Below are 22,808 nucleotides of genomic sequence, written 5' to 3' on the forward strand. Positions count from 1 at the left end.
CTACTTGAGCTCCAGGACGCGCGCATGCATGGTCTGGCGCTGCTGCAGGGCCGCCCGCAGCGCCCGGTGCAGCCCGTCTTCGAGGTAGAGGTCTCCCTGCCAGAACACGACATGGGCGAACAGGTCGCCGTAGAACGTCGAGTCCTCCTCGAGCAGTGCCTCGAGATCAAGATTGCGCTTGGTGGTGACCAACTGATCAAGGCGTACCTGATGCGGCGGGATCGCTGCCCACTGCTTCTGGACATAGCCGTGGTCCGGATACGGCCTGCCGTCGCCCACGCGCTTGAAGATCACGCCCGACACTGTAGCCAACGCCTCCAGCGGTCCCGCGCGGTCCAGGTCACGATTTGGCGTCCATTGCCTGATGCTTTGCCAAGAGATTGCTGGGGAGATTGCCTGCTGGGCCGCCGGGGGAGTGTGCCAACCTATGGCCATGACCGAGCCTGCCGCCCAGCAACCCGAGGCCACCGAGAAGGCGCCGGAGCGCTCCGGTGATGCCGAACGCATCACCCAGATCACCGAGGGCTATACCTTCGACGAACCCGCGATCGACCTCGGCGTGCTCGTCGAGGCCGACGAGCCGGTCCCGGCCGCCCGGGTACGCATCCCGCTGGCCATGATGAACCGGCACGGGCTGGTCGCCGGAGCCACGGGTACCGGCAAGACGAAGACCCTTCAGGTGCTCGCCGAGCAGTTGTCCGAGGCCGGCGTACCGGTATTCGCGGCCGACATCAAGGGCGACCTGTCGGGCATCTCGGCGCCGGGTCAGCCCTCGGACAAGCTGACCGCGCGCGCCGCGAAGATCGGCCAGGACTGGCAGCCGACGGGTTTCCCGGTCGAGTTCTATGCGCTCGGCACGGACGGCACGGGCACGCCGTTGCGCGCCACCGTCTCCAGCTTCGGGCCCGTGCTGTTGTCGAAGGTGCTCGATCTGAACGAGGTCCAGGAGTCCTCGCTGGGGCTGGTCTTCTCCTATGCCGACCGGGCCGGCCTCGCGCTGCTCGACCTGTCCGACCTGCAGGCCGTGCTGACCTTCCTGACCAGCGACGAGGGCAAGGACGAGCTCGGCTCCATCGGTGGCCTGTCCAAGGCCACGGTCGGCGTGATCTTGCGCAGCCTGACCAATCTCGCCGATCAGGGCGGCGACGAGTTCTTCGGCGAGCCGGAGTTCGACACCGAGGACCTGCTGCGGGTCGGGCCCGACGGCTTGGGCGTGATCTCGCTGCTGGAGCTGCCGAATGTGCAGAACCGGCCCGCGCTGTTCTCGACCTTCCTGATGTGGCTGCTGGCCGACCTGTTCGCGACGCTGCCGGAGGTCGGGGACGCCGACAAGCCGAAGCTGGTGTTCTTCTTCGACGAGGCGCACCTGTTGTTCAAGGATGCGTCGAAGGCGTTCCTGGAGGCGATCGGCCAGACGGTACGCCTGATCCGCTCCAAGGGGGTCGGCGTGTTCTTCGTCACCCAGACGCCGAAGGACGTGCCCGAGGACGTGCTGGCCCAGCTCGGCTCGCGCGTCCAGCACCAGTTGCGCGCGCACACGCCGAACGACGCGAAGGCGCTGAAGCAGACGGTCGCGACCTTCCCGACCAGTTCCTACGACCTCGGTGAGGTGCTGCAGACGCTCGGCATCGGCGAGGCCGTGGTCACCGTGATGGACCCCGACGGCGCGCCGACCCCGGTGGCGTGGACCCGGATGCTGGCGCCGCGGTCGCTGATGGCGCCGGCGCCGGCGCAGGACGTGAGCGCCGCGGTGCAGGGTTCGCCGCAGTTCGCGAAGTACGGCCAGGCCGTCGATCGCGAGTCCGCCCGGGAGAAGCTGGCCGCGCGGCTGACCGCGGGCGCGCAGGCCGCGGCCCCGCCCGCTGCTCCGGCACCGGCGCCCGGCCCGGACGCGCCGCCGGAGCCGCCGCGCGAGCGCCACACGAAGGCGGAGCCGGGGCTGTTGGAGCAGCTGTCGAAGAACACGATGGTCCGCCAGATCGGGCGTACCGCCGCGCGGGAGATCTTCCGCAGCATCTTCGGTAATGCGCGGAGGCGCTGACCCGACTCGACATTTTGCTTAGGCTCACCTAACCTCGCTTGCGGCCCCACCCGCAGCGAGAAAGCAGGCCCATGTCGAAGCCGTACCGGATCTTCCGCACCGAGGTGCTGCGCGCGCAGCGGATCAGCCCGAGCTTCGTCCGGGTGACCCTGGCGGGCCCCGAGCTCGCTTTCTGCGGCGCCACCCTGCTCGACCAGCGAGTGAAGTTGATCTTCAGCACCGATCCGGAGACGCTGGCCGGCGCCGACGACTGGTACGCCGCGTGGCGCGAGCTCCCGGACGAGCGTCGGCCACCGATGCGCACCTACACGCTGCGCGATGTCCGCCCGGAGGCGGGCGAGGTGGACATCGACTTCGCCTGTCACGGCGACGCGGGGCCGGCGTCGCGCTTCGCGCTGACCGCCGCGCCGGGTCAGCAGGTGTTACTGGTTGGGCCGGACGCCCGGGTGCCCGGCCACGACGCTTCGGGCGTCGCCTGGCAGCCCGGGCGGGCGCGTGAGCTGCTGCTCGTCGGCGACGAGACCGCCGCGCCGGCGATCTGCAATATCTTGTCGGTGCTGCCGGCCGAGGCGACCGGCCTGGCCGTGATCGAGGTGCCCCATGCCGACGACGCGCAGCCGGTCGAGGCGCCGGACGGCGTCGAGGTGCGCTGGGTCGCCCGAACCGGCGAGCGGGTCGGCGACGACGCCACCCCGCATGTGCTCGAGTGGGCGCGGCAGCGTACCTCCGGCGTGCCGGGCGAGGGTGTCGAGGAGACCGACCGCGAGCGCGACGGGCTGCTGATCTGGGAAGAGGCGTCGGCCGACGAGGACCGGTACGCCTGGCTGGCCGGCGAGGCCGGCTGGGTGACGGGCCTGCGCCGCAGCCTCGTCAACGAACTTGGTCTGCCGCGCAAGCAGTTGTCCTTCATGGGCTACTGGAAGGACGGCGTCGTCGCGGTCGGTTGATGATCAGGAGTCGCGCAGCGGACCGTCGATGATGACCTTGATCATCGGCGCGGGATCGATCTGATTCGGGCTGAGGTCCAGCGCGACGGTGTTCGCATCGATCAGGGTGAGGCGCTTGCCAGGCTGATCATGGAGCCGCGGACGGTGCCGACGACGGAATGATCACCTGGGTACGCCCGCGCGACGCGTCGTGTCCGACGTGCCGCGCGGGCGTACCGGCTCAGCGGGTGCGGCGGCGGCGCTGACGCAGTGCCGAGCGGCGCTCGTAGCTACGGGCCGCCTCGCGGCTGAGCTGGGACTGGCTCTTGGCCAGGGCGTGCTGGGCGCTGATGCTCAGCGCCGCATAGGGGGACAGGGGATCGAGATGTCGCATGAGAGGTCCTTGCTGCGTTGACGTTTCGGGCGGCTGGGCCCGTGGGCCCGGGTGATCGTTCCGGGCGGCGCGACGGGAAGGTCAGCGCAAGGACCCGGAACAGGCGAAGACGGCGGCGACGCCGGCGGTCGTATTGTTGATCATCGTCTTCCTCCCTTCCGTTGGTGACTGACGATCACGCTACGCAGTCGGAGCCGGTGCGGCAATCGATTATTCGGTGTCCGCGGAGTGATCATGCCGCACCCCGGACGATCGGTGTGTTGTCATCGAGGTGCGACTGGTTTCTCCGGGCGGCGCGCCGGCCGGGGACAGTGCGCGGGCGGTGCGAGCCGTCCGGGCGCGAGAGGGAACCCGGTGGGAATCCGGGACTGTCCCGCAGCGGTGAATGGGAACGACCGCCGTCATCGGCACTGGGTGCGAGCCCGGGAAGCGACGGCCAGTAGGAATCCTGCCCATGGCAGGGACGCCCGTGAGTCCGAAGACCTGCCAGCCGTGCCGGGTCCCGAGCGACCCGGCGGCCGACCGCCTCGTGGACCGGGCGTGCGCCGACCAGAACGGCCGTTGCCGAGACGTGCGCCGGCCGCCGCTGGCGTGCGCCCGCGACGAGGCGGCATGACAGCGACGACCGGAGACATCGATGACCGACAACCACAAGATTGGCGCCTTTCGCGCGACCGTCGCCGGGCTGCCCCGGATCGGGCCGCGCCGCGAACTGAAGCGGGCGCTGGAGGCCTACTGGGCGGGCAAGGCCGACGCCGACCTGCTCGCCGGAGTTTCCCGCGATCTGCGCCGCGCCGCCTGGCGCGGGTTGCTGGACGGCGGAGTGGATGCGCTGCCCACGAACACGTTCTCCTACTACGACCAGATGCTCGACACCGCGGCGCTGCTGGGGGCGTTGCCGCGACGGTACGCCGCGATCGATGATGATCGCGATCGCTACTTCGCCGCCGCCCGGGGCACTGACCGGCTGGCGCCGCTGGAGATGACCAAGTGGTTCGACACCAACTACCACTACCTGGTGCCCGAGATCGCCGACGACACCGATTTCGCGCTGCATCCCGAGGCGGTGCTGGACGATCTGGCACTCGCGCGCACCGTCGCCGGGGACCGGTCCGGCGTGTCGCTGCGTCCCGTGATCATCGGTCCGGCGACCTTCCTGTCGCTGGCCAAGCCCGCCCCGGGATCGGCCGACCCGTGGACGCGCCTGGCAGAGCTGGTCGACCTCCATGCCGAGCTGTTGCCCAAGCTGGCCGCCGCCGGCGCGTCCTGGGTGCAGTTCGACGAACCGGTCCTCGCGACCGATCTGAGCGCGGGAAGGATCGACGAGATCACGGCCGCGTACCGCCGGCTCGCGGCCGTTGCCGACCGTCCCGCGATCATGGTCCAGAGCTATTTCGGCGACCCCGGTCCCGCGCTCGGGCCGCTTGCCGCGAGCGGCATCGACGGGGTCGGGCTGGACCTGGTCGCGGGCGGCGTACCCGATGGTGTCGATCTGTCCGGGTTGACCGTGGCGGCGGGCGTGATCGACGGCCGCAATGTCTGGCGCACGGACCTGGATGCCGCCATCGCCACGCTGCACGAGCTGGCGGCACGATCCGGCTCGCTCGCCGTCTCCACCTCCTGTTCGCTGCTGCACGTGCCCTACGGCCTCGACGGTGAGGACGCGCTCGACCCCGCCGTGCGGGAGTGGCTCGCCTTCGGCGCCGAGAAGATCGACGAGGTCGGAACCCTCGCGCGGGCGCTGGCCGACGGCCCGCACGCGGTCGCGCCCCGGTTGGCCGAAGCCCGGCGCGCTGCGGAGCGCCGGTCGGCCGATCCGCGGGTCCGGCGCCCGGAGGTGCGCGAGCGCGTCGCCGCCGCCCGCGCGGGCCGCACCGGACGCAGCGATGCCGCCGAACGCGCGCGCGTCCAGGCCGAACGGCTCGACCTTCCCGCGCTGCCCACCACGACGATCGGGTCCTTCCCGCAGACGCCGCAGATCCGGCGCGCGCGGGCCGAGTACCGCGCCGGGCGGCTCGATCACGACGCCTATGCCCGGGTGATGCGCGGGCACATCGCCGAGGTGATCGAGCTGCAGTCCGGGCTCGGGCTCGACGTGCTGGTGCACGGCGAACCGGAGCGCAACGACATGGTGCAGTACTTCGGCGAGCTGCTCGACGGCTTCGCCATCACGGCGAACGGCTGGGTGCAGTCCTACGGCAGCCGTTGCGTGCGACCGCCGATCCTGTGGGGCGACGTGTCGCGGCCGGCACCGATGACGGTGGAGTGGATCGGGTACGCCCAGTCGCTCACCGACCGGCCCGTCAAGGGCATGCTGACGGGCCCGGTGACGATCCTTGCCTGGTCGTTCGTCCGCGATGATCAACTCCTCGCCGAGGTCGCCGACCAGGTCGCGGTGGCGATCCGCGAGGAGTGCGCGGACCTGGAGGCCGCCGGCACGGTGATCATCCAGGTCGACGAGCCGGCACTGCGCGAGCTGTTGCCGCTGCGCCGGTCCGAGCAGCCGGCCTACCTCGACTGGGCGGTCGGGGCGTTCCGGCTGGCGACCTCCGGGGTGGCCGACGCGACCCAGATCCACACCCATCTGTGTTACTCGGAGTTCGGCGAGGTGATCGAGGCGATCGACGGCCTCGATGCCGACGTGACCTCCGTCGAGGCGGCGCGCTCGGGCATGGAGGTGCTCGGGGATCTGGCCGGTTCGGGCTTCGGGCGGGCGGTCGGGCCGGGCGTCTACGACATCCACTCGCCCCGCGTACCGGAGACGACCGAGATGACCACGCTGCTGCACCGCGCGTTGGACGTCCTGCCCGCCGAGCGGTTGTGGGTGAACCCGGATTGCGGGCTGAAGACCCGTGGCGAGGCGGAGGTACGCCGCGCGCTGACGAATCTGGTCGCGGCGGCCCGGGAGGTCCGGGCGCGGTGACCGGGGCATCGCGAGGCGTTGGCCGCGGCCCCGCGGGAGCGGATCGGCCGCGTCTGGCGGAGGATAGGGGATTCGAACCCCTGAGGGCGTTAACCCAACCCGCTTTCCAAGCGAGCGCCATAGGCCACTAGGCGAATCCTCCGCCGGGCAGGATAGCCGAGGCGGCCCGGCCGACGCGAACCCGAGGCGGGGCGGCCGAGCCCGGGCCTTCCCGGATGCCGATGAGCCCGCGGCACGGCAGGATCGCAGAGAGCCAGCCGATCGCCGCCCCAGGAGAGAGCCGATGTCCCGACCGCCCACCGCCGCGGGGCCCGCCCGTTCGACGCCCGTCGCCGAGCGCGCGCTCGCGCCGGACCTGGCGCGCGGGGCCATGCTGCTGCTGATCGCGCTGGCGAACACGCCCTGGTTCCTGTACGCGACGCGGCCGGGCGCTGTCCAGATGCATCCGACACCGGGCAGTGTCGCGGACTCGATCGTCCAGGCGGTGATCATCACGACGACCGACGGCCGGGCGTACCCGATGTTCGCGTTCCTGTTCGCCTACGGCATCGGCCAGCTCTACGCCCGGCAGACCGCCTCCGGCACGCCGCCGAAGCAGGCCCGCCGCCTGCTGCGCGTCCGCCACCTCTGGATGATCGTCATCGGCGCGGCGCACGCCTTCCTGCTCTGGGCGGGCGACATCATCGGCGTCTACGGCCTCGTCGGCCTGGTCCTGGTGCCGCTGTTCTTCGGGCGCAAGGACGCCACGATCAAGGTCTGGTTGATCATCTTGTTCGTCTTCGGCGCGATCATGAGTGTGCTGTCGCTGCTCAGTGGGGCATTCGCCCCGGCCGGGGCCGGGCCCCCGGGCAATCCGATGGCCGAGGCGCGGATCGGGATCAGCGACCCGGACTATCTCAGCTCGGCGCTCGCTCGGATCACGGGCTATGTGTTCACCCTCCCGATGATGGCCTTCTTGTTGTTGTCGATCCCGACCGCGTTCCTGTGCGGGATCCTCGCCTCCCGGCACCGGATCCTGGACGAGCCCGGGCGGCACCTGCCGCTGCTGCGCCGGGTCGCCGTGATCGGGGTCGGCGTCGGCTGGCTCGGCGGCGCCGCGACGGCGGCCGAGCACCTCGGCGGTCCGAGCGTGGCGCATGGCTGGGCATACTTCGTGCCGCAGTTCTACACGGGCGTCTTCGCCGGAATCGGGTACGCCGCGGCGTTCGGGCTGGCCGCCCACGCGATCGCCCGGCGCCGCCGGCCCGCAGGCGCTCCCGTCGTGGCAATGGTGGCGCTCGGCCGACGCTCACTCAGCGGCTACCTCGCCCAGTCGATCATGTTCGCACCGCTGCTCTCGGCCTGGGGTCTCGGCCTCGGCGCGCGCCTCTCCAGTTGGTCGATGGCGTTCGTCGCCATCGCCGGCTGGCTGGTCACGCTGGGGCTGGCGTACCTGACGGAGCGAGCCGGGCTGCGCGGCCCGGCCGAAGTCGGGCTCCGGCGGCTCGTCTATCGGCCGCGGCGCCGAGTGGAAGCCGGCGCACCGAGCGCCTAGACTGCTCCGAAGGTCCCCCGTGTGGCGTCACCTCGCCCAATCCCCCAGGGCCGGAAGGCAGCAAGGGTCAGTGAGCTCTGTCGGGTGCGCGGGGGGCCCCTTATTTTTCCGACCTCCCGCCGCGGCCTGACCGGGGCCGCGCGGATGTAACCCCGTCGTCGCCGGGAGTTTCCCTGTCAAAGGTTCGATGGCTTCAGCCGTCGTCCCACCTGCCAAGGAGGCCCCCCATGTCCGATGACATTCTCCCGCCCGGTTCCCCGCTCACCGTCGGCCGCCGCGGCCTGCTCGTCGCCGGTGGTCTCGGCGCCCTCGGCGCGGCCGCCATCGCCGGCGCCACGCCGGCCGAGGCCGCACCGGTCGATCTCGGTCCCTCGACCACTCGTGCCGGCAAGAAGCTCCAGTTCTCCGGTGGCAAGTTCAAGATCATCCAGTTCAACGACACCCAGGATGATCATCTGACCGACAAGCGCACCGTGCAGACGATGGAGCGCATCATCGACGATGAGCATCCCGACTTCGTGGTGATCAACGGTGATGTGATCACCGGCGGCCCGCGCTCGCTCTACCAGGTCAAGCAGGCCTTGAACAATGTCGTGCTGCCGATGGAGTCCCGGCGGATTCCCTGGGCCGTCACCTTCGGTAACCACGACGAGGACTCCTTCAGCGCATCCGGTGTCGACGAGGCGGAGATGCTCGACTTCTACCGCAGCTATGACTACAACCTGAACGGCCCGAACATCGACGGCCTCACCGGTACCTCGAACACGCATCTGATCATCGAATCCGGTCAGGGTGGTGCACCGGCGTACGGCATCTGGTTGATCGATTCCGGCCGCTACGCGCCGGGTCGGATCGCCGGGCAGGACTTCACCGGCTACCCGACCTGGGACTGGGTCCGGATGGATCAGGTGGCCTGGTACCGCGACGAGTCCACGCGGGTGGAGCAAGAGCTCGGCCGCAAGCTCCGCGGCCTGCTCTTCCAGCACATCGCGCTCTGGGAGCACCGCTTCATGTGGTGGGGCGGCGTGGACACCCGCGGATCCGGCGCCGCCGCGCGCGGCAAGTCGCGGCACGGCATCGTCGGCGAGCGCAACGAGGACGAGTGCCCGGGCCCGTTCAACTCCGGCCTGTTCAGCGCCATCCTGGAGCGCGGCGACGTGGACGGCGTCTTCGTCGGCCATGATCACGTCAACAGCTACCTCGGCAACTACTACGGGGTACGCCTCGGCTACTCGCCGGGCACCGGCTTCGGCACCTACGGCCTGTCCGGCTCCGACCGGAACCGCCTGCGCGGCGGCCGCGTCTTCGACATCACCGAGGACGACGGGGACACCTCCTGGACGTCCGAGGTGCGCTTCGCGAGCGAGTTCGGCATCGACCTGACCGCCAACGACCAGCCGATGCCGGCATTCCTGCTGCCCGAGGAGATCGGTTCGGGCAAGGTCGGCGTCCAGGTGCGGCTGGCCCGGCCCGAGGCCCGCCCGGGGGACAAGGTGACCGTGCGCTCCCTGATCACCGGAGCCGGCAACAACGCGACCGGCTGGGTCGTGGTGTTCGTGGACGGCGTTCCGCAGACTCGGATCGACCTGGCCAAGGGCCGCGCGGATCTCGAGATCACCGTGCCCGACGATGCCAGCGGTGAGCTGGGGATCGAGGTCGCCTACGGCGGCGACAAGGCCAGTGCCGCCACGACCGGCACGGCGCGGCTGCGGGTGCGCTGAGGCGCCGGGTGGGGGTGCGTCTCGGCGTACCCCCGTCCGGTCCGGCCGGTCGGGCGGATCGGTGGTCGGTGTCGGTGGCGCCGACTAGGGTTGCCGGGTGAGCGAGGACGAGTTCGACGAGGGCCGTTTCGGCGAGGATCCGCCCGCGTCCTTCGAACAGGCGCCCTTCGAGCAGGCGCCCTTCGAGCAGGAGGAGGCGCTCTGGGGCGATGCGCCCGCGGCACCCGCTCCGGCGGCCGCCGGTCAGCAGGCGAGCGAACCGCCGCCGGATGCGCCGCTCGCGCTCTACCGGCGGTATCGCCCGGACACCTTCGCCGAGGTGATCGGTCAGGACCATGTCACCGCACCGCTGCAGCGCGCGCTGGCCAACAACCGGGTCAACCACGCCTACCTGTTCTCCGGGCCGCGCGGCTGCGGCAAGACCACCTCGGCCCGGATTCTCGCCCGCGCCCTGAACTGCGAGAAGGGCCCCGCGCCGGAGCCGTGCGGGGTGTGTCGATCGTGCCGGGACCTGGCCCGCGGCGGGCCGGGCTCGATCGATGTGATCGAGATCGACGCGGCGAGCCACGGCGGCGTCGACGACGCCCGCGACCTGCGCGAGCGGGCGTTCTTCGCGCCGGTGCAGAGCCGCTACAAGATCTACATCGTCGACGAGGCCCACATGGTCACCACGGCGGGTTTCAATGCCTTGCTGAAGCTGGTCGAGGAGCCGCCGCCGCACGTCAAGTTCATCTTCGCCACGACCGAGCCGGACAAGGTGATCGGGACGATCCGTTCGCGTACCCATCACTATCCGTTCCGGCTGGTGCCGCCCAAGACGCTGAGCGCCTATCTGGCGAGGCTGTGCGAGGCCGAGGGAATCGCCGTCGACAGCACCGTGTTGCCGCTGGTGGTGCGCGCGGGCGCCGGATCCGTGCGCGACTCGCTCTCGGTTCTTGATCAACTTCTGGGCGGCGCGGAGGATTCCGGAGTCTCGTACGCCCAGGCGACCGCGCTGCTCGGGTACACGCCGGATTCGCTCCTGGACGAGATCGTCGACGCCTTCGCCGCCGGCGACGGCGGGGCGGTCTTCGCCGGGGTGGACAAGATCATCGAGGTCGGCCAGGACCCGCGCCGGTTCGCCGAGGACCTGCTCCGCCGGCTGCGCGACCTGCTGGTGGTGGCGCAGGTGCCCGACGCGGTGGCCAGCGGGCTGATCGATGTCGCCGGCGACCAGGCCGAGCGGCTGCGGTCCCAGGCCGCCGCCCTCGGGCCGGGAGAGCTGACCCGCGGTGCCGAGGTGATCGCCCGCGGACTGACCGACATGCGTGGGACGACCGCGCCGCGCCTGCACCTGGAGCTGATGTGCTCGCGGATCCTGCTCCCCGGGGCCGATGTCGACGACCGCGGCCTGCATGCCCGCCTGGACCGCCTGGAGCGCCGGATCGGGATGGACGCGGGACGCAGGAGCGAGCCGCAGACCGCGGCGCCGTCGGGTGCCGAGAATGCCCGTCCGGCCGGCGCGCCCGAGCCCGGCTCCGTCGAGACCCCGCCGACCGAGGACGCCGGCCGGGTCAACGAGGCGTCACCGCCCCCGGCCGAGGCCCCGGCGCCGCGCGCGGCGGAGCCCCCGGCCGAGACCCCGGCACCGCCCGCGGCGAAGACCCCCGAGCCGCCCCCGGCCGAAGAGACACCACCGGCACAGCCGGGCGCGCTGAACACGGCGGAGGTACGCCGGTTGTGGCCGGACGTGCTCGAAGAGGTCAAGCGCCTGCATCGGTTCACCTGGATCCTGGTCAGCCAGAACGCGCAGGTGGCGGAGGTGCTGGACGGCACCCTGACCCTGGCGATGCCGAATGCCGGCGCCCGGGAGAGCTTCGGGCGCGGCCGCGGCGAGGACGTGCTCCGGGAGGCGCTGGTCGCCGCGCTCGGCGTCGACCTGCGGATCACCACCATGGTCGACTCGTCCGCGGCCCCGGCCAAGGGCGGCGCGTCGCGCCCCGCATCGCGGCCGGCCCCGCCCGAGCGGCCGGCGCCGTCGGCCGACCAGGCCCCGCCCCCGCGGCAACCCTCCGCCCGCGAGTCCAGCGCCCCGCCCGGCGGCGGTTGGCAGGGCCCGCCGCCCCAGGGCGAGCCCCCGCCGCCCGACGACGACCCCTGGCGAGCCGCCCCGCCGACCAGCGATCGCTCCGCCGCGGCCCGGGAGCGGATCCGCCCCACCCGCGCGGGCGGCGTAGCGTCGGCCGACCAGCCCGAGGAGGAGCCCGAGCCGGGCGAATCCGATCCGGTCGAGGACGCGGGCGCCTCGCACAGCGAGCTGTTGTCCAAGCACCTCGGCGCCGAGCTGATCGCGGAGGAGCCCGTCGAGCGCTGACCGGCGTACCCGATGCGTTCCCGCGAGAACGCGCCGGGCGCTGGCTACGCTGGCCCGGTACGCACACCCGGGGACGCCGACAAGGTTCCCGATCCGAGAGGACTGAGATGTTCGGAGAAGGCGCAGACATGCAGGGCCTGCTGGCCCAGGCCCAGGCGATGCAACAACAGCTCGCGCAGGCGCAGGAGGAGCTGGCGAGCGCCGAGGTCACCGGGTCCGCGGGTGGCGATCTCGTCACCGTCACCCTGACCGGCACCGGAGAGATGACCGCGATCGACATCAAGCCCGAGGCCGCCGATCCCGAGGACACCGAGTCGCTCGGCGACCTGATCATCGCCGCCTATCGCGACGCGCAGGCCAAGACCCAGCAGCTTGCCGAGGAGAAGCTCGGCCCGGTGGCCGGCGGTCTCGGCGGGGGCCCCGCCGGCGGCGGACCAGCCGGCGGCGGGCCGTTCGGTGGCGGCCTGCCCGGCCTGCCCGGCTGAGCCCGCCAGTCCGGGTCGCGCGCGGCGTACCGGCAGTGTTGGTCGCCGCGGCTAGGCTGAGCCGGCGGCGAAGGGAGGCACTGCGTTGTACGAGGGACCCGTTCAGGACCTGATCGACGAGCTCGGGCGGCTGCCCGGCGTCGGGCCGAAGAGCGCCCAGCGGATCGCCTTCCATATCCTCGCCGCCGACCCCGACGACATCGCCCGGCTGGCCGACACCCTGAACAAGGTGCGCAGCAGCGTCCGCTACTGCGAGGTCTGCTTCAACGTCGCCGAGGGCGAGCGTTGCCGGGTCTGCCGTGATCCGAAGCGCGACCGCACGGTGATCTGCGTGGTCGAGGAGTCCAAGGACGTCGTCGCGATCGAGCGGACCCGGGAGTTCCGCGGCACCTACCACGTGCTCGGCGGCGCGATCTCGCCGATCGACGGCATCGGCCCCGGCGACCTGCACGTCCGCGAGCTCTGCCAGCGCCTCGCCGACGGCACCGTCACCGAGGTCATCCTCGCCACCGACCCGAATCTCGAGGGCGAGGCCACCGCCAGCTATCTCAGCCGGCTGCTGCTGCCGATGGGCGTGCAGGTCGCCCGACTGGCCAGCGGGCTTCCCGTGGGCGGCGATCTGGAGTACGCCGACGAGGTCACCCTCGGGCGGGCCTTCGAGGGCCGCCGCTACGTCGAGGTCTGATCGGTAGCCGCCCGCCGGTCGGGAAATTCCCACTAGAGTCACCCGGGACGCCCTGGGAGGACTGATGGCACGACGTGGTGAGACCTCGACCCTGAAGACGATCGGCCGCTGGTCGGCCACGCTGACCCCGGTGATCGTGCTGATCGCCGCCGGCATCGGCCTGGCCTCGCCGGCCACCTTCTCCGGCTGGTCGCCGGCCATCCCGTGGCTGCTCGCGCTGATCATGCTCGGCATGGGCATGACCTTGCGCGGCTCCGATTTCGCCATCGTCGCCAAGCGCCCCTGGGCGCTCGCCGTCGGGGTGGTCGCCCAGTATGTGATCATGCCCGGCGTCGCCTGGTTGATCACGGTGGTGCTGCGGCTCGATCCGATGCTGGCGATCGGCGTCATCCTGGTCGGCTGCTGCCCGGGCGGAACGGCGTCCAACGTGATCACCTACCTCGCCAAGGGCGATGTCGCGCTGTCGGTCGCGATGACCACGTTCTCCACGCTGCTCGCCCCGATCCTGACCCCGCTGCTGGTGCTGCTGCTCGGCGGCAGCTATCTCCCGGTCAATGCGCCCGCGCTGCTGATCTCGATCGTCCAGGTCGTGCTCGTGCCGGTGCTGCTCGGCCTGGTGCTGCGCCGGCTGCTACCGGGGGTGGTCGACGCGATCGCCCCGATCCTGCCGCTGATCTCGGTGCTCGGCATCGCGACCGCGGTGCTGATCATCGTCGCCGGCTCGGCGTCGCGGATCCTCACCGTGGCCGGCGTGGTGCTGATCGCGGTGATCGTGCACAACCTGCTCGGCTACCTGCTGGGCTACGGCGCGGCCAAGATCACCGGCCTGGATGTGGCGGCCCGGCGTACCGTCGCGATCGAGGTGGGCCTGCAGAACTCCGGCCTCGCCGTCACCCTGGCCGCGCAGCACTTCAACCCGATCGCGGCCCTGCCCGGCGCGATCTTCTCCGTCTGGCACAACCTGTCCGGCTCGGCGCTCGCCGCCTACTGGTCGCGGCGGCCGACCGGGGATCCGGAGCCGGCGAAGTCCGCGGCGGGCACGTAGACCCGCGGCTCCTCGGCGTACCACTCGTCGAAGCGGGCCAGCGCCGTCGCGCTCGGCCCGTCGGCCGGCGTCATCGGGGTGAACCGGACGCCGGGCGCGCCGTCGAGCCACATCCCACCGAACTTCAGCCGCAGCACGCCCGCCCGCGGGTGATCGATGGTCTTGGTGTGCGGTCCGTTGCGCATCACATCGCGCAACGACCACAGCTCGCGGAACTCGGCGGACTCCCGGCCGAGCCGGCCGATCAGTTCCTGCCAGAGCGGGTCCTCCAGGTGCTTGGCCTGGCTGGAGCGCAGTCGGCTCGCGACGCGGCGGCGTACCTGGTGAATCTCTGCACCGTAGGCGGCCGCCCATTCGGGATCCAGGAAACAGTGCACGAGGCAGTTCGACTCGCCCGACGCGGCGAAGTCGCCGATCAGGAACCGGTAGCTGCGGTTGTAGGCGAGCACGTCGAAGCGCGCGGTCTGGAAGCACGCGGGAAACGGCAGCAACTGGTCCAGCAGCGCGAGATGCTCGGCGGTGATGGTCTCGGACAACTGCGAGGCCGGCGGGGCCGGAATCCCGGCCAGGGTGAACAGATGCCGGGTCTCGTCCGGATTCAGCAGCAGCGACTGCGCGATCGCGCCGAGCACCTGAGCCGAGGGATTGATGTCGCGCCCCTGCTCCAGCCACGTGTACCAGGTCACGCCCACCCCGGCGAGCTGCGCGACCTCCTCCCGGCGCAGCCCCGGCGTGCGCCGCCGCCCACCCGCCGGTAGCTTCACATCGGTCGGCTGCAGCCGTTCGCGGCGGCTGCGCAGGAACGATCCGAGCTCGTGATGGCGCGTCAGCGTGGGCATGGGCCCATCCTGCCTTCCGGCGCGGGGTCGAGTCTGGTGGTCTCAATACCAGGATGAACGCCGTCTGGTAACTGGATACCGCCGGGAGGATGCTCGAATACATGACCGAACAGGGTGTGACGGAGCGGGTGGACAATCGGCGGGTGAGGATCAGTAGCGGCGACGGGCTGCGCCCGTGGGGGATCGCGGCGATCCTGATCGGCATCTTCTCCTCGACCTATGTGTTCAGCTCGATGAACGTCGCCCTCCCCCAACTGGCCGCGGAGCTGGGCGCCGATCCCGGTCAACTGAAACTGATCATGGGCGGGTACGCCACGGCGCTCGCGGTCTTCGTGATCCCGGCGGGGCGACTCGGCGACCGCTACGGGCGGCGCCGGCTGGTGATCATCGGGTACGCCGCGACACTGCTGGTGGCGATCCTGGCGGGCCTCGCCCCCGGGCCGTGGACGTTGATCGGGCTGCGCATCCTGCTCGGCGCGACGGTCGCCCTGTACCTGCCGCAACTGCTCAGCATCATCCAGGTGTCGACCAACGGCGTCGCGCGGGTGCGGCTGGTGTCGGCCTATGCCGGCGCCGGCGGCCTCGGTACCGCCGCCGGCCAGGTGCTCGGCGGGGCCTTGCTGCAGGCGAACCTGTTCGGCACGAGCTGGCGCCCACTGCTCTGGGTCCTCGGGCTGCTCGGGGCGATCGCGCTGTTCGGCGCGATCACGCTGCCGAGCTCGCGCTCGCCGCAGGCGGCCGCCAATGATCACCCCGGCACGATCGCCCTGGGTCTGCTGATCGCCTGCTTCCTGGTCCCGGTGAGCCTCGGCCCGACCGCCGGCTGGCCGATCTGGATGATCATTGCGCTGATCGCCGTGCTTCCCCTCGGAGCGATGTTCTGGCGCCTGGAACGCCGGCTCGAGCGACGAGGCGGCGTACCGCTGGTGCCGCCGAGCGTGCTCGCCGAACCCGCCGTCGCCCGCGGACTGGTCATCGCATTGCTGTTCTTCGGGGCGTTCTCGGCGTTCATGTACGAGTACGCGCTGATCAGCCAGGGGCAGTGGCATGCCAGCCCGATGCGGTCCGGCCTCTCGCTGGTGCCGTTCGCGCTGGCCTTCGTGGTGGGCTCGCTGGTCGTCGGGCGGGTCCGGATCTGGCTCGGCAGCAACCCGAACGTGATGATCGTCGGCACCATCGCCCAGATCGTCGCGCTGCTGGCCCTGATCGTTCTGATCGGTGGCTCCGCGGCCGAGCCGAGCCCGTGGCTGCTGCAGCCGCTCCTGGTGCTGCTCGGCCTGGCGCAGGCCTGGCAGTACGGCCCGCTGGTGGCGACGGTGATGGATGGCGTACCGCTGGCGGTGGCGGGCCTGACCGGCGGGCTCTTCGCGACCGCGCAGCAGGCTGCCCTGGGCCTCGGGGTGGCGGTCTACGGTGCCCTCCTGACCGGATTGCAGACCGCCGGTCTCACCCCGGCGCAGGCGATGGCCGGCTGTCTGGCCGTCAACGTGGTGAGCGCGCTGGTGGTGCTCGGGATCGTTCGCTCCCTGCGTCGGGTCGCGCCGGCCTGAGCCCGGCGCCTGCCGGCGCGCCCGGGCTTGCGTGATCGTCTAGACTCGCCTGCGTCGCACGGCGCGGATGGGGCCATCACCCCGGAGCTGCCGGAAGAACCGCCGCCCCGATCCGGGGGCGAGCCAACTAGACCCGGCCGCGGCACGAAGCAAGAGGGCGGCGTACGCCGTCAAGAAGGGTGGTACCGCGGCCCGGACACACGTCCCGGCGTCGTCCCTTCACCAGGTTGACGACCGAGGACCACCCGATGACCGCCGCCGCGCAGCCCTCCCGTAGCTATGCCGCCGTGCCCGCCCAGATCGACCTCCCGGCGATGGAGCACGAGATCTTGGAGCTGTGGGATTCCCAGGACACGTTCGCGAAGTCGCTGGAGCGTACCCGCGACGGCGAGCACTGGACGTTCTACGAGGGGCCGCCGACGGCGAACGGGATGCCGGGTACGCACCACATCGAGGCGCGGGTCTTCAAGGACGTGTTCCCGCGATTCCGGACCATGCAGGGATTCCGGGTCGATCGCAAGGCCGGCTGGGACTGCCACGGGCTGCCCGTCGAGCTGGCCGTGGAGCGCGAGCTCGGCCTGAACGGCAAGCCCGACATCGAGGCCTTCGGGGTCGAGGCGTTCAACGAGCGCTGCCGGGCATCGGTCCAGCGCCACGTCGACGCCTTCGCCGAGCTCACCGAGCGGATGGGCTACTGGGTCAACATGGACGACGCGTACTGGACGATGGACCCGTCCTATGTGCAGTCGGTGTGGTGGGCGCTGAAGCAGATCTTCGAGGCCGGGCTGCTCACCGAGGACTTCCGGGTGACGCCCTACTGTCCGCGCTGCGGTACCGGGCTCAGTGATCATGAGCTGGCGCAGGGCTACGAGACGATCATCGACCCGTCGGTCTATGTCCGGCTGCCGCTGACCTCCGGCCCGTATGCCGGGGAGGCCGACCTGCTGATCTGGACCACCACCCCGTGGACGCTGCCGTCGAATGCGCTGGTCGCGGTCAAGGACGACGTCACCTACACCGTCGCGAGCAAGGACGGTGAGAAGCCGGTCGTGGTCGCGGAATCCCTGCTGGGGCAGGCGTTGGGGGAGGGGTGGAGTGCCGGACCGACGTTCACGGGGGCGGAGATGGTCGGTTGGGACTACCAGCGCCCGTTCGACATCGTCGAGTGGACCGGCAAGGGTCACTTCGTCGTCACCGAGGACTACGTCACCACCGACGACGGCACCGGACTGGTGCACCAGGCCACCGTCTTCGGCGCCGACGACATGGAGTCGGTACGCCGCAACGGCGTCGAGTTGATCAACCCGATCGACGAGCGCGGCCGCTTCCTGGACGGTATCCCGCTGGTCGGCGGGACCTACTTCCGGCAGGCCAACCAGCCGTTGATGGACGACCTCGGCTCGCGTGGGTTGCTGTTCCGGCATCTGGAGTACGAGCACTCCTACCCGCACTGCTGGCGCTGCCACAGCGCGCTGATGTACTACGCGCTGCCGTCGTGGTACATCCGGACGACCAAGATCAAGGATGAGTTGCTCCGGGAGAACGAGGCGACCAACTGGCACCCGGAGAACGTCAAGTGGGGCCGCTACGGCGACTGGCTGCGCGGCAATGTCGACTGGGCCCTGTCGCGGCGGCGTTACTGGGGTACGCCGCTGCCGATCTGGCGCAATGACGCCGATCCGACGAAGATCATCGCCGTCGGGTCGCTGGCCGAGTTGGGCGAGCTGGCCGGTCGTGATCTTGACGAGCTGGATCCGCACCGGCCGTTCGTGGACGACATCACCTTCACCCGGCCGGGCGAGGAGGGCACCTATCGCCGCGTACCGGAAGTGATCGATGCCTGGTTCGACTCCGGCTCGATGCCCTTTGCCCAGTGGGGATTCCCGCATGCGGAGGGTTCGGAGCAGGAGTTCGACGGCCACTACCCGGCCGACTTCATCTCCGAGGCGATCGACCAGACCCGCGGCTGGTTCTACACGCTGATGGCGGTCGGCACGCTGGTCTTCGACCGCAACAGCTACCGCAACGTGGTGTGCCTGGGCCACATCCTGGCCGAGGACGGGCGGAAGATGTCGAAGCATCTCGGCAACATCCTGGAGCCGATCCCGCTGATGGACCGGCACGGTGCAGACGCGGTGCGCTGGTTCATGGCGGCCGCCGGGTCGCCGTGGTTGGCGCGGCGGGTGGGCGACAAGACGATCACCGAGACCGTCCGCAAGGTGTTGCTGACCTACTGGAACACCGTCGCCTTCCAGGCCCTGTACGCCCGAGCTGCGGGCTGGTCTCCGGCGGAGGTGGGTTCCGGCGACAGTGATCACGTGCTCGACCGCTGGCTGCGTTCGGCGACCAACGTGTTGGTGCGCGAGGTGACCGCGGCGTACGAGAGCTTCGACACCCAGCGGATCGGGCAGTTGCTGACGCAGTTCGTCGACGAGCTGTCGAACTGGTACGTGCGGCGCTCCCGGCGTCGGTTCTGGGAGGGCAATCCCGCCGCGCTGCAGACGCTGCACGACACGCTGCACGTGCTGACCCGGTTGATGGCGCCGCTGGTGCCGTTCATCACCGAGCGGGTGTGGCAGGACCTCTTCCGGGCCTCGGATCCGGACGGCCCGGAGTCGGTGCATCTGGCCGACTGGCCGCTGCTCGATGCCGGGCTGGTCGACGACGATCTCGACTCGGCGATGGATCTCACCCGGCGGCTGGTCGAGCTGGGCCGGGCCGCGCGCGCGGATGCGCAGGTCAAGATCAGGCAGCCGCTGCGCCGCGCGCTGGTGCCCAGCCGGGCGTACGCCACCCTGACCGACGAGCTGCGCGCCGAGATTGCCGCGGAACTCAATCTCGGCACCGTCGAGCCGTTCTCGGGCGCCGGCGATCTTGTCGATCACGAGGCCAAGGGCAATTTCCGGGCGCTGGGCAAGCGGTTCGGCAAGCAGACCCCGCAGGTCGCCGCGGCGATCGCGGCCGCCGACGCGGCGGCGCTGGCCGATGCGCTGGCGGCCGGCGGCAAGGCGGTGATCGACTTCGGTGGGGAGAGCGTCGAGGTCGGGCCGGACGAGGTGATCATCGCCGAGCGGCCGCGCGAGGGCTGGTCGGTGGTCAACGAGCAGGGCGAGACGATCGCGCTCGACCTAGCGCTGACCCCGGAGCTGATCCGGGCGGGCCGGGCGCGCGATGTGGTCCGGTTCGTCCAGGAGTCGCGCAAGAACGCCGGCCTGGATGTCTCCGACCGGATCGCGCTGACCTGGTCGACGCAGGACGCCGAGCTGGCCGAGGCGGTACGCGAGCACGCCGCCTTGATCGCCGACGAGGTGCTGGCGGTCGAGATGACCGAGGCCGATCCGGGCGCCGCCGCGGTCCGCGACGCCGACCTCGGGCTCGCGGTCGGCATCGCCAAGGCCTGATCGGGCCCGGCTCTCCGGGGAACCGCGCCCGGCCCGGGCCTCTGCTGCCGTGCCTCCCTTGCCGCTCACCCAGCACCTGCTCGCTCACCCAACACCTGCTCGGTGCCCCAACACCTATAGCTGGGCCACCGCTCACCCAACACCTGCTCGGTGCCCCAACACCTATAGCTGTTGGGTGAGCGAGTAGGTGTTGGGTGGCTGGTTGGTAGGTGTTGGGTGGCTGGTGGGTAGGTGTTGGGTGGCTGGCGAGTAGGTGTTGGGTGGGCGCGGGCGGGCAGGGCCAGGCACGGGTCACGGGGTGAGGCGCCACGGCGAGCAGCGGGTGCGACCGTTGGGCGGGGTTGGCGTGGCAGGCGCTGTCGGCCCCGGGTGGCGCACCGTCCTGACTCTCGCAGTCCCCGCCACGCCGACGGATCGCGTGGTGACGCGGCGAAGTACGACACCGGCGTCGCCGAGAGTCACGCAGGTGCGGCGGCGCCTCGACTCGGCGCCGCATCGACGGCGTACCGGGTCCTTCGGGCCAGGGTCTCCGGGAGCCGTGCACGCCCCACGCCGGCTCTGCGGCGGTGCCTCCCTCGCCGCTCACCCAACACCTGCGCGGTGACCCAACACCTATAGCTGTTGGGTGAGCGAGTAGGTGTTGGGTGGTGCGCCAGTAGCTGTGGGGGGTGAGCGAGCAAGTGTTGGGTGGTGCGCCAGTAGCTGTGGGGTGGGCGAGCAAGTGTTGGTTGGCTGGCCAGTAGGTGTTGGGTGGGGGCGCGCAGGGCGAACCACCTCGGATCAGGTCGGGATCTCGGTGGCCTCGGCGAACTCGAGACCGATCTGGTCGGCGGCCTGCTGAAGGATCGCCATCACGGCGACGGTGTCGGACAGCGGCATCAGCTCGGATTCGGTACGCCCGGCGCGCACCGCCTCGGTGACCTCGATCAGCTCGTGGGCATACCCGGCGCCGGTGCGCGGCGCGACGAACTCCTCCGGCTCGGCGCCCTTGCGGTGCAAGATCACCCGGTCGGGGTGATGGAACCGCGGCGGCACCTCGATCCAGCCGTCGCTGCCGAGCAGCATCGCCCGGCCGGGGCCGGCGTTCTCGATGGAGCAGTACAAGGACGCGAGGCGGCCGTCGGCGTACCCCAATTGGACCGTCGCGGAGCTGTCCGCGCCGTTGTCGTAGCGGGCTCCCATCGCCTCGACCCGGTCCGGATCGCCGAGAAAGTGCTGGGCGAATGACACGGGATAGACGCCGAGGTCGAGCAGGGCCCCGCCGCCCGTCTCGGGCTCGAACAGGCGGTTGCCCGCCTCGAACGACCGGCCGATGCACAGGTCGGCCTGCACGCCGCCGAGTCGCCCGATCGCACCGTCGGCGACCAGCTCGCGAGCCTTGGCGATGGCCGGCTGGAACCGGGTCCACATCGCCTCCATCGCGAACCGTCCGGTCTCGCGCGCAACCTCGACCAGCCGCTGCGTACCGGCCAGGGTTGCCGTGAAGGACTTCTCGACCAGTACGCCCTTGCCGGCCCGCAGCGCCGCCTCGGCGATCGCCAGATGCTGCGGATGCGGGGTCGCGACATAGATCACGTCGACGTCCGGGTCGTCGATCAGCTCGCGATAGCTGCCGTACGCCCGGGCAGTGCCGTGTTCGTCGGCGAACCTGCGGGCTCGCTCCGCCGACCGGGATGCGACCGCGACCAGCTCGGCATGCGGGGTGTGCGGGAAGTCGGCGGCGAGCGAGTTGGCGATGTTGCCGGGACCGGCGATGCCCCAGCGGACGATGTCGGGGGTGCTCATGCCGGCGAGCCTAGCCCGATGGAGTCCCCACCCGCTCGCCGCGCCGCTGTCGCATCCACGGCGACAAGGTGATCAGCGTGGCCCCGGTCATGGCTGCCGGCTCGGCCCCGCGTCTTGGCTCGCGCGCTCGACCCAGGCGAGGCCGTCCGCGGTCTCGGTGATCAATTGCGGAGCTCCCTCGGGGAAGTGGGCGGTGAGCACCGGCCAGCGCCGCTCGGCAGCCAGGCCGAGCCAGGCCCGGCGGCTTGCCGCGGCGGCTTCCGGGTCGCCGTCTCCCACATGTACCAGCTCCGGATGATCAAGCTGCAACGGGTGATGGAGGAGATCGCCGCCGATCAGCGCACCCGACCCGTCGGCTGCCTCGACGGTCACCACGCAGTGTCCGGGCGAGTGGCCCGGCGCCGGTTCCAGGCGTACCCGGGTGCCATCGTGGTCCGCGATCGGGTGGGGTGCGTCGACCACCTGGATCTGCCGCGCCAACGGCCGCACGCTGTCTTCGCGCATCCGCGCCAGGTCCGACTCGACGGTGCCGGCCCCGGGCTCGCCGAGCCGGTCCAGCCAGTGCTGATCGGCGCGGACGATCAGGTACTGCGCGTTGCCGAAGGTCGGAATCCACCCTCCGTCGCGCAGCACGGTGTTGCCGCCGCAATGATCGGGATGCAGGTGCGTCGTGGCGACCACGTCGATGCTGTCGGGTGGGAAGCCGCTGGCGCGGAGGCGGTCGGGCTGTCCCGCCGCAAACCCGTGATGGGCCGCCAGCACCGGTCTCGGCTTGTGATCCCCATTGCCGGCATCGACCACGATTCGGAGATTGCCGAGTTCGATCACATGGGTGTGGATCGACAGCACAAGCTCACCCGTCGTCGCGTCGTACGCCTCGGGGAACCGGCGAGCCGCCTGTGCTGCGTGTTCGGCGGTCCAGTCGGGAAAGGCCTCCTCGGGCGGAAACGGCCAGTGGGCGGTCTCGGTGACGCGGTGGATTCGGGCACTCCCGACCGGCCACATCATCGCCCGGCCCCCGCGATGTCCAGCGTGATGTCGATCAACAGGTCCTCCTGACCGCCGACGTAGCCCGGCAATCCTCCTCCTTCAGTTCTTCGTTGTGCCATTGACAATGCAGGAGACG

16 protein-coding genes, 1 tRNA gene, 1 other RNA gene and 1 riboswitch are annotated in these 22,808 nt (G+C 70.9%); of the genes, 12 read left to right on the forward strand and 6 right to left on the reverse strand.

Annotation, left to right across the window (positions count from 1 at the left end; all coding sequences use genetic code 11):
• A complete protein-coding gene (locus GGQ54_RS09460) occupies positions 1–294 on the reverse strand; it encodes a type II toxin-antitoxin system VapB family antitoxin (protein ID WP_133755753.1) in 294 nt (97 codons plus the stop codon).
• Between the two features lie 139 nt (positions 295–433).
• On the opposite strand from GGQ54_RS09460, the gene GGQ54_RS09465 reads away from it, so the two are divergent.
• Together GGQ54_RS09465 and GGQ54_RS09470 are read left to right on the forward strand one after the other, a co-directional pair.
• Complete coding sequence (locus GGQ54_RS09465; protein WP_218843810.1) at positions 434–2,041, forward strand: helicase HerA-like domain-containing protein; 1,608 nt, start codon at positions 434–436, stop codon at positions 2,039–2,041.
• 71 nt (positions 2,042–2,112) lie between these two features.
• Positions 2,113–2,988 (forward strand): siderophore-interacting protein, encoded by an 876-nt coding sequence (locus GGQ54_RS09470; RefSeq protein WP_179445158.1) that lies wholly within the window; start codon positions 2,113–2,115, stop codon positions 2,986–2,988.
• 220 nt (positions 2,989–3,208) lie between these two features.
• Here the strand turns inward: GGQ54_RS09470 and GGQ54_RS09475 are convergent, their stop codons facing one another.
• The gene (locus GGQ54_RS09475; RefSeq protein WP_179445159.1) at positions 3,209–3,361 is read right to left on the reverse strand and encodes a hypothetical protein; all 153 of its coding nucleotides are present in this window, start codon (positions 3,359–3,361) and stop codon (positions 3,209–3,211) included.
• A gap of 344 nt (positions 3,362–3,705) precedes the next feature.
• A riboswitch (cobalamin riboswitch) is annotated at positions 3,706–3,846 on the forward strand.
• A 152-nt stretch (positions 3,847–3,998) separates the two neighbouring features.
• On the opposite strand from GGQ54_RS09475, the gene metE reads away from it, so the two are divergent.
• Positions 3,999–6,284: a 5-methyltetrahydropteroyltriglutamate--homocysteine S-methyltransferase gene (metE, locus tag GGQ54_RS09480; protein WP_179445160.1), complete on the forward strand. Its 2,286-nt coding sequence runs from the start codon at positions 3,999–4,001 to the stop codon at positions 6,282–6,284.
• A gap of 54 nt (positions 6,285–6,338) precedes the next feature.
• On the opposite strand, the gene GGQ54_RS09485 is transcribed toward metE, so the two are convergent.
• A tRNA-Ser gene (locus GGQ54_RS09485) sits at positions 6,339–6,426 on the reverse strand.
• 141 nt (positions 6,427–6,567) lie between these two features.
• On the opposite strand from GGQ54_RS09485, the gene GGQ54_RS09490 reads away from it, so the two are divergent.
• From GGQ54_RS09490 to GGQ54_RS09520, 7 genes are all read left to right on the forward strand, one after another.
• Positions 6,568–7,818, forward strand: coding sequence for a DUF418 domain-containing protein (locus GGQ54_RS09490; protein ID WP_179445161.1), 1,251 nt, complete (start codon positions 6,568–6,570; stop codon positions 7,816–7,818).
• Positions 7,819–7,826: 8 nt separating this feature from the next.
• Positions 7,827–7,922, forward strand: an RNA gene (ffs, locus tag GGQ54_RS09495) — signal recognition particle sRNA small type.
• Positions 7,923–8,045: 123 nt separating this feature from the next.
• The gene (locus GGQ54_RS09500) at positions 8,046–9,539 is read left to right on the forward strand and encodes a metallophosphoesterase family protein (protein ID WP_179445162.1); all 1,494 of its coding nucleotides are present in this window, start codon (positions 8,046–8,048) and stop codon (positions 9,537–9,539) included.
• A 319-nt stretch (positions 9,540–9,858) separates the two neighbouring features.
• Complete coding sequence (locus GGQ54_RS09505; protein WP_425487417.1) at positions 9,859–11,892, forward strand: DNA polymerase III subunit gamma and tau; 2,034 nt, start codon at positions 9,859–9,861, stop codon at positions 11,890–11,892.
• A 107-nt stretch (positions 11,893–11,999) separates the two neighbouring features.
• Positions 12,000–12,377: a YbaB/EbfC family nucleoid-associated protein gene (locus GGQ54_RS09510; RefSeq protein WP_179445164.1), complete on the forward strand. Its 378-nt coding sequence runs from the start codon at positions 12,000–12,002 to the stop codon at positions 12,375–12,377.
• Between the two features lie 85 nt (positions 12,378–12,462).
• A complete protein-coding gene (gene recR / locus GGQ54_RS09515; protein ID WP_179445165.1) occupies positions 12,463–13,062 on the forward strand; it encodes a recombination mediator RecR in 600 nt (199 codons plus the stop codon).
• Positions 13,063–13,126: 64 nt separating this feature from the next.
• A complete protein-coding gene (locus GGQ54_RS09520) occupies positions 13,127–14,107 on the forward strand; it encodes a bile acid:sodium symporter family protein (protein WP_179445166.1) in 981 nt (326 codons plus the stop codon).
• On the opposite strand, the gene GGQ54_RS09525 is transcribed toward GGQ54_RS09520, so the two are convergent.
• Positions 14,047–14,946: a helix-turn-helix transcriptional regulator gene (locus GGQ54_RS09525; RefSeq protein ID WP_179445167.1), complete on the reverse strand. Its 900-nt coding sequence runs from the start codon at positions 14,944–14,946 to the stop codon at positions 14,047–14,049. The two genes, GGQ54_RS09520 and GGQ54_RS09525, sit on opposite strands and share 61 nt — an antisense overlap.
• Before the next feature lie 143 nt (positions 14,947–15,089).
• Between GGQ54_RS09525 and GGQ54_RS09530 the strand changes: the two genes are divergently transcribed.
• Positions 15,090–16,496 (forward strand): MFS transporter, encoded by a 1,407-nt coding sequence (locus tag GGQ54_RS09530; protein ID WP_179445168.1) that lies wholly within the window; start codon positions 15,090–15,092, stop codon positions 16,494–16,496.
• A 248-nt stretch (positions 16,497–16,744) separates the two neighbouring features.
• The gene (gene ileS, locus GGQ54_RS09535; RefSeq protein WP_179445169.1) at positions 16,745–19,897 is read left to right on the forward strand and encodes an isoleucine--tRNA ligase; all 3,153 of its coding nucleotides are present in this window, start codon (positions 16,745–16,747) and stop codon (positions 19,895–19,897) included.
• Between the two features lie 780 nt (positions 19,898–20,677).
• On the opposite strand, the gene GGQ54_RS09540 is transcribed toward ileS, so the two are convergent.
• Both GGQ54_RS09540 and GGQ54_RS09545 read right to left on the reverse strand, forming a co-directional pair.
• Positions 20,678–21,682, reverse strand: coding sequence for a Gfo/Idh/MocA family protein (locus tag GGQ54_RS09540; protein ID WP_179445170.1), 1,005 nt, complete (start codon positions 21,680–21,682; stop codon positions 20,678–20,680).
• An 87-nt stretch (positions 21,683–21,769) separates the two neighbouring features.
• Entirely contained in the window at positions 21,770–22,690 is a 921-nt protein-coding gene (locus tag GGQ54_RS09545; RefSeq protein WP_179445171.1) for an MBL fold metallo-hydrolase, read from the reverse strand.
• Positions 22,691–22,808 lie beyond the last annotated feature (118 nt).

The sequence above is a fragment of the Naumannella cuiyingiana genome (assembly GCF_013408305.1).
Lineage (GTDB): Bacteria > Actinomycetota > Actinomycetes > Propionibacteriales > Propionibacteriaceae > Naumannella > Naumannella cuiyingiana.

What these genes read in the sequence shown, in the direction of transcription:
- GGQ54_RS09465 (WP_218843810.1), top strand. Translation starts at nt 434, where the DNA reads ATGACCGAGCCTGCCGCCCAGCAACCCGAGGCCACCGAGAAGGCGCCG.
- GGQ54_RS09470 (WP_179445158.1), top strand. Translation starts at nt 2,113, where the DNA reads ATGTCGAAGCCGTACCGGATCTTCCGCACCGAGGTGCTGCGCGCGCAG.
- GGQ54_RS09475 (WP_179445159.1), bottom strand. Translation starts at nt 3,361, where the DNA reads ATGCGACATCTCGATCCCCTGTCCCCCTATGCGGCGCTGAGCATCAGC.
- metE (WP_179445160.1), top strand. Translation starts at nt 3,999, where the DNA reads ATGACCGACAACCACAAGATTGGCGCCTTTCGCGCGACCGTCGCCGGG.
- GGQ54_RS09490 (WP_179445161.1), top strand. Translation starts at nt 6,568, where the DNA reads ATGTCCCGACCGCCCACCGCCGCGGGGCCCGCCCGTTCGACGCCCGTC.
- GGQ54_RS09500 (WP_179445162.1), top strand. Translation starts at nt 8,046, where the DNA reads ATGTCCGATGACATTCTCCCGCCCGGTTCCCCGCTCACCGTCGGCCGC.
- GGQ54_RS09510 (WP_179445164.1), top strand. Translation starts at nt 12,000, where the DNA reads ATGTTCGGAGAAGGCGCAGACATGCAGGGCCTGCTGGCCCAGGCCCAG.
- GGQ54_RS09520 (WP_179445166.1), top strand. Translation starts at nt 13,127, where the DNA reads ATGGCACGACGTGGTGAGACCTCGACCCTGAAGACGATCGGCCGCTGG.
- GGQ54_RS09525 (WP_179445167.1), bottom strand. Translation starts at nt 14,946, where the DNA reads ATGCCCACGCTGACGCGCCATCACGAGCTCGGATCGTTCCTGCGCAGC.
- ileS (WP_179445169.1), top strand. Translation starts at nt 16,745, where the DNA reads ATGACCGCCGCCGCGCAGCCCTCCCGTAGCTATGCCGCCGTGCCCGCC.
- GGQ54_RS09540 (WP_179445170.1), bottom strand. Translation starts at nt 21,682, where the DNA reads ATGAGCACCCCCGACATCGTCCGCTGGGGCATCGCCGGTCCCGGCAAC.
- GGQ54_RS09545 (WP_179445171.1), bottom strand. Translation starts at nt 22,690, where the DNA reads ATGATGTGGCCGGTCGGGAGTGCCCGAATCCACCGCGTCACCGAGACC.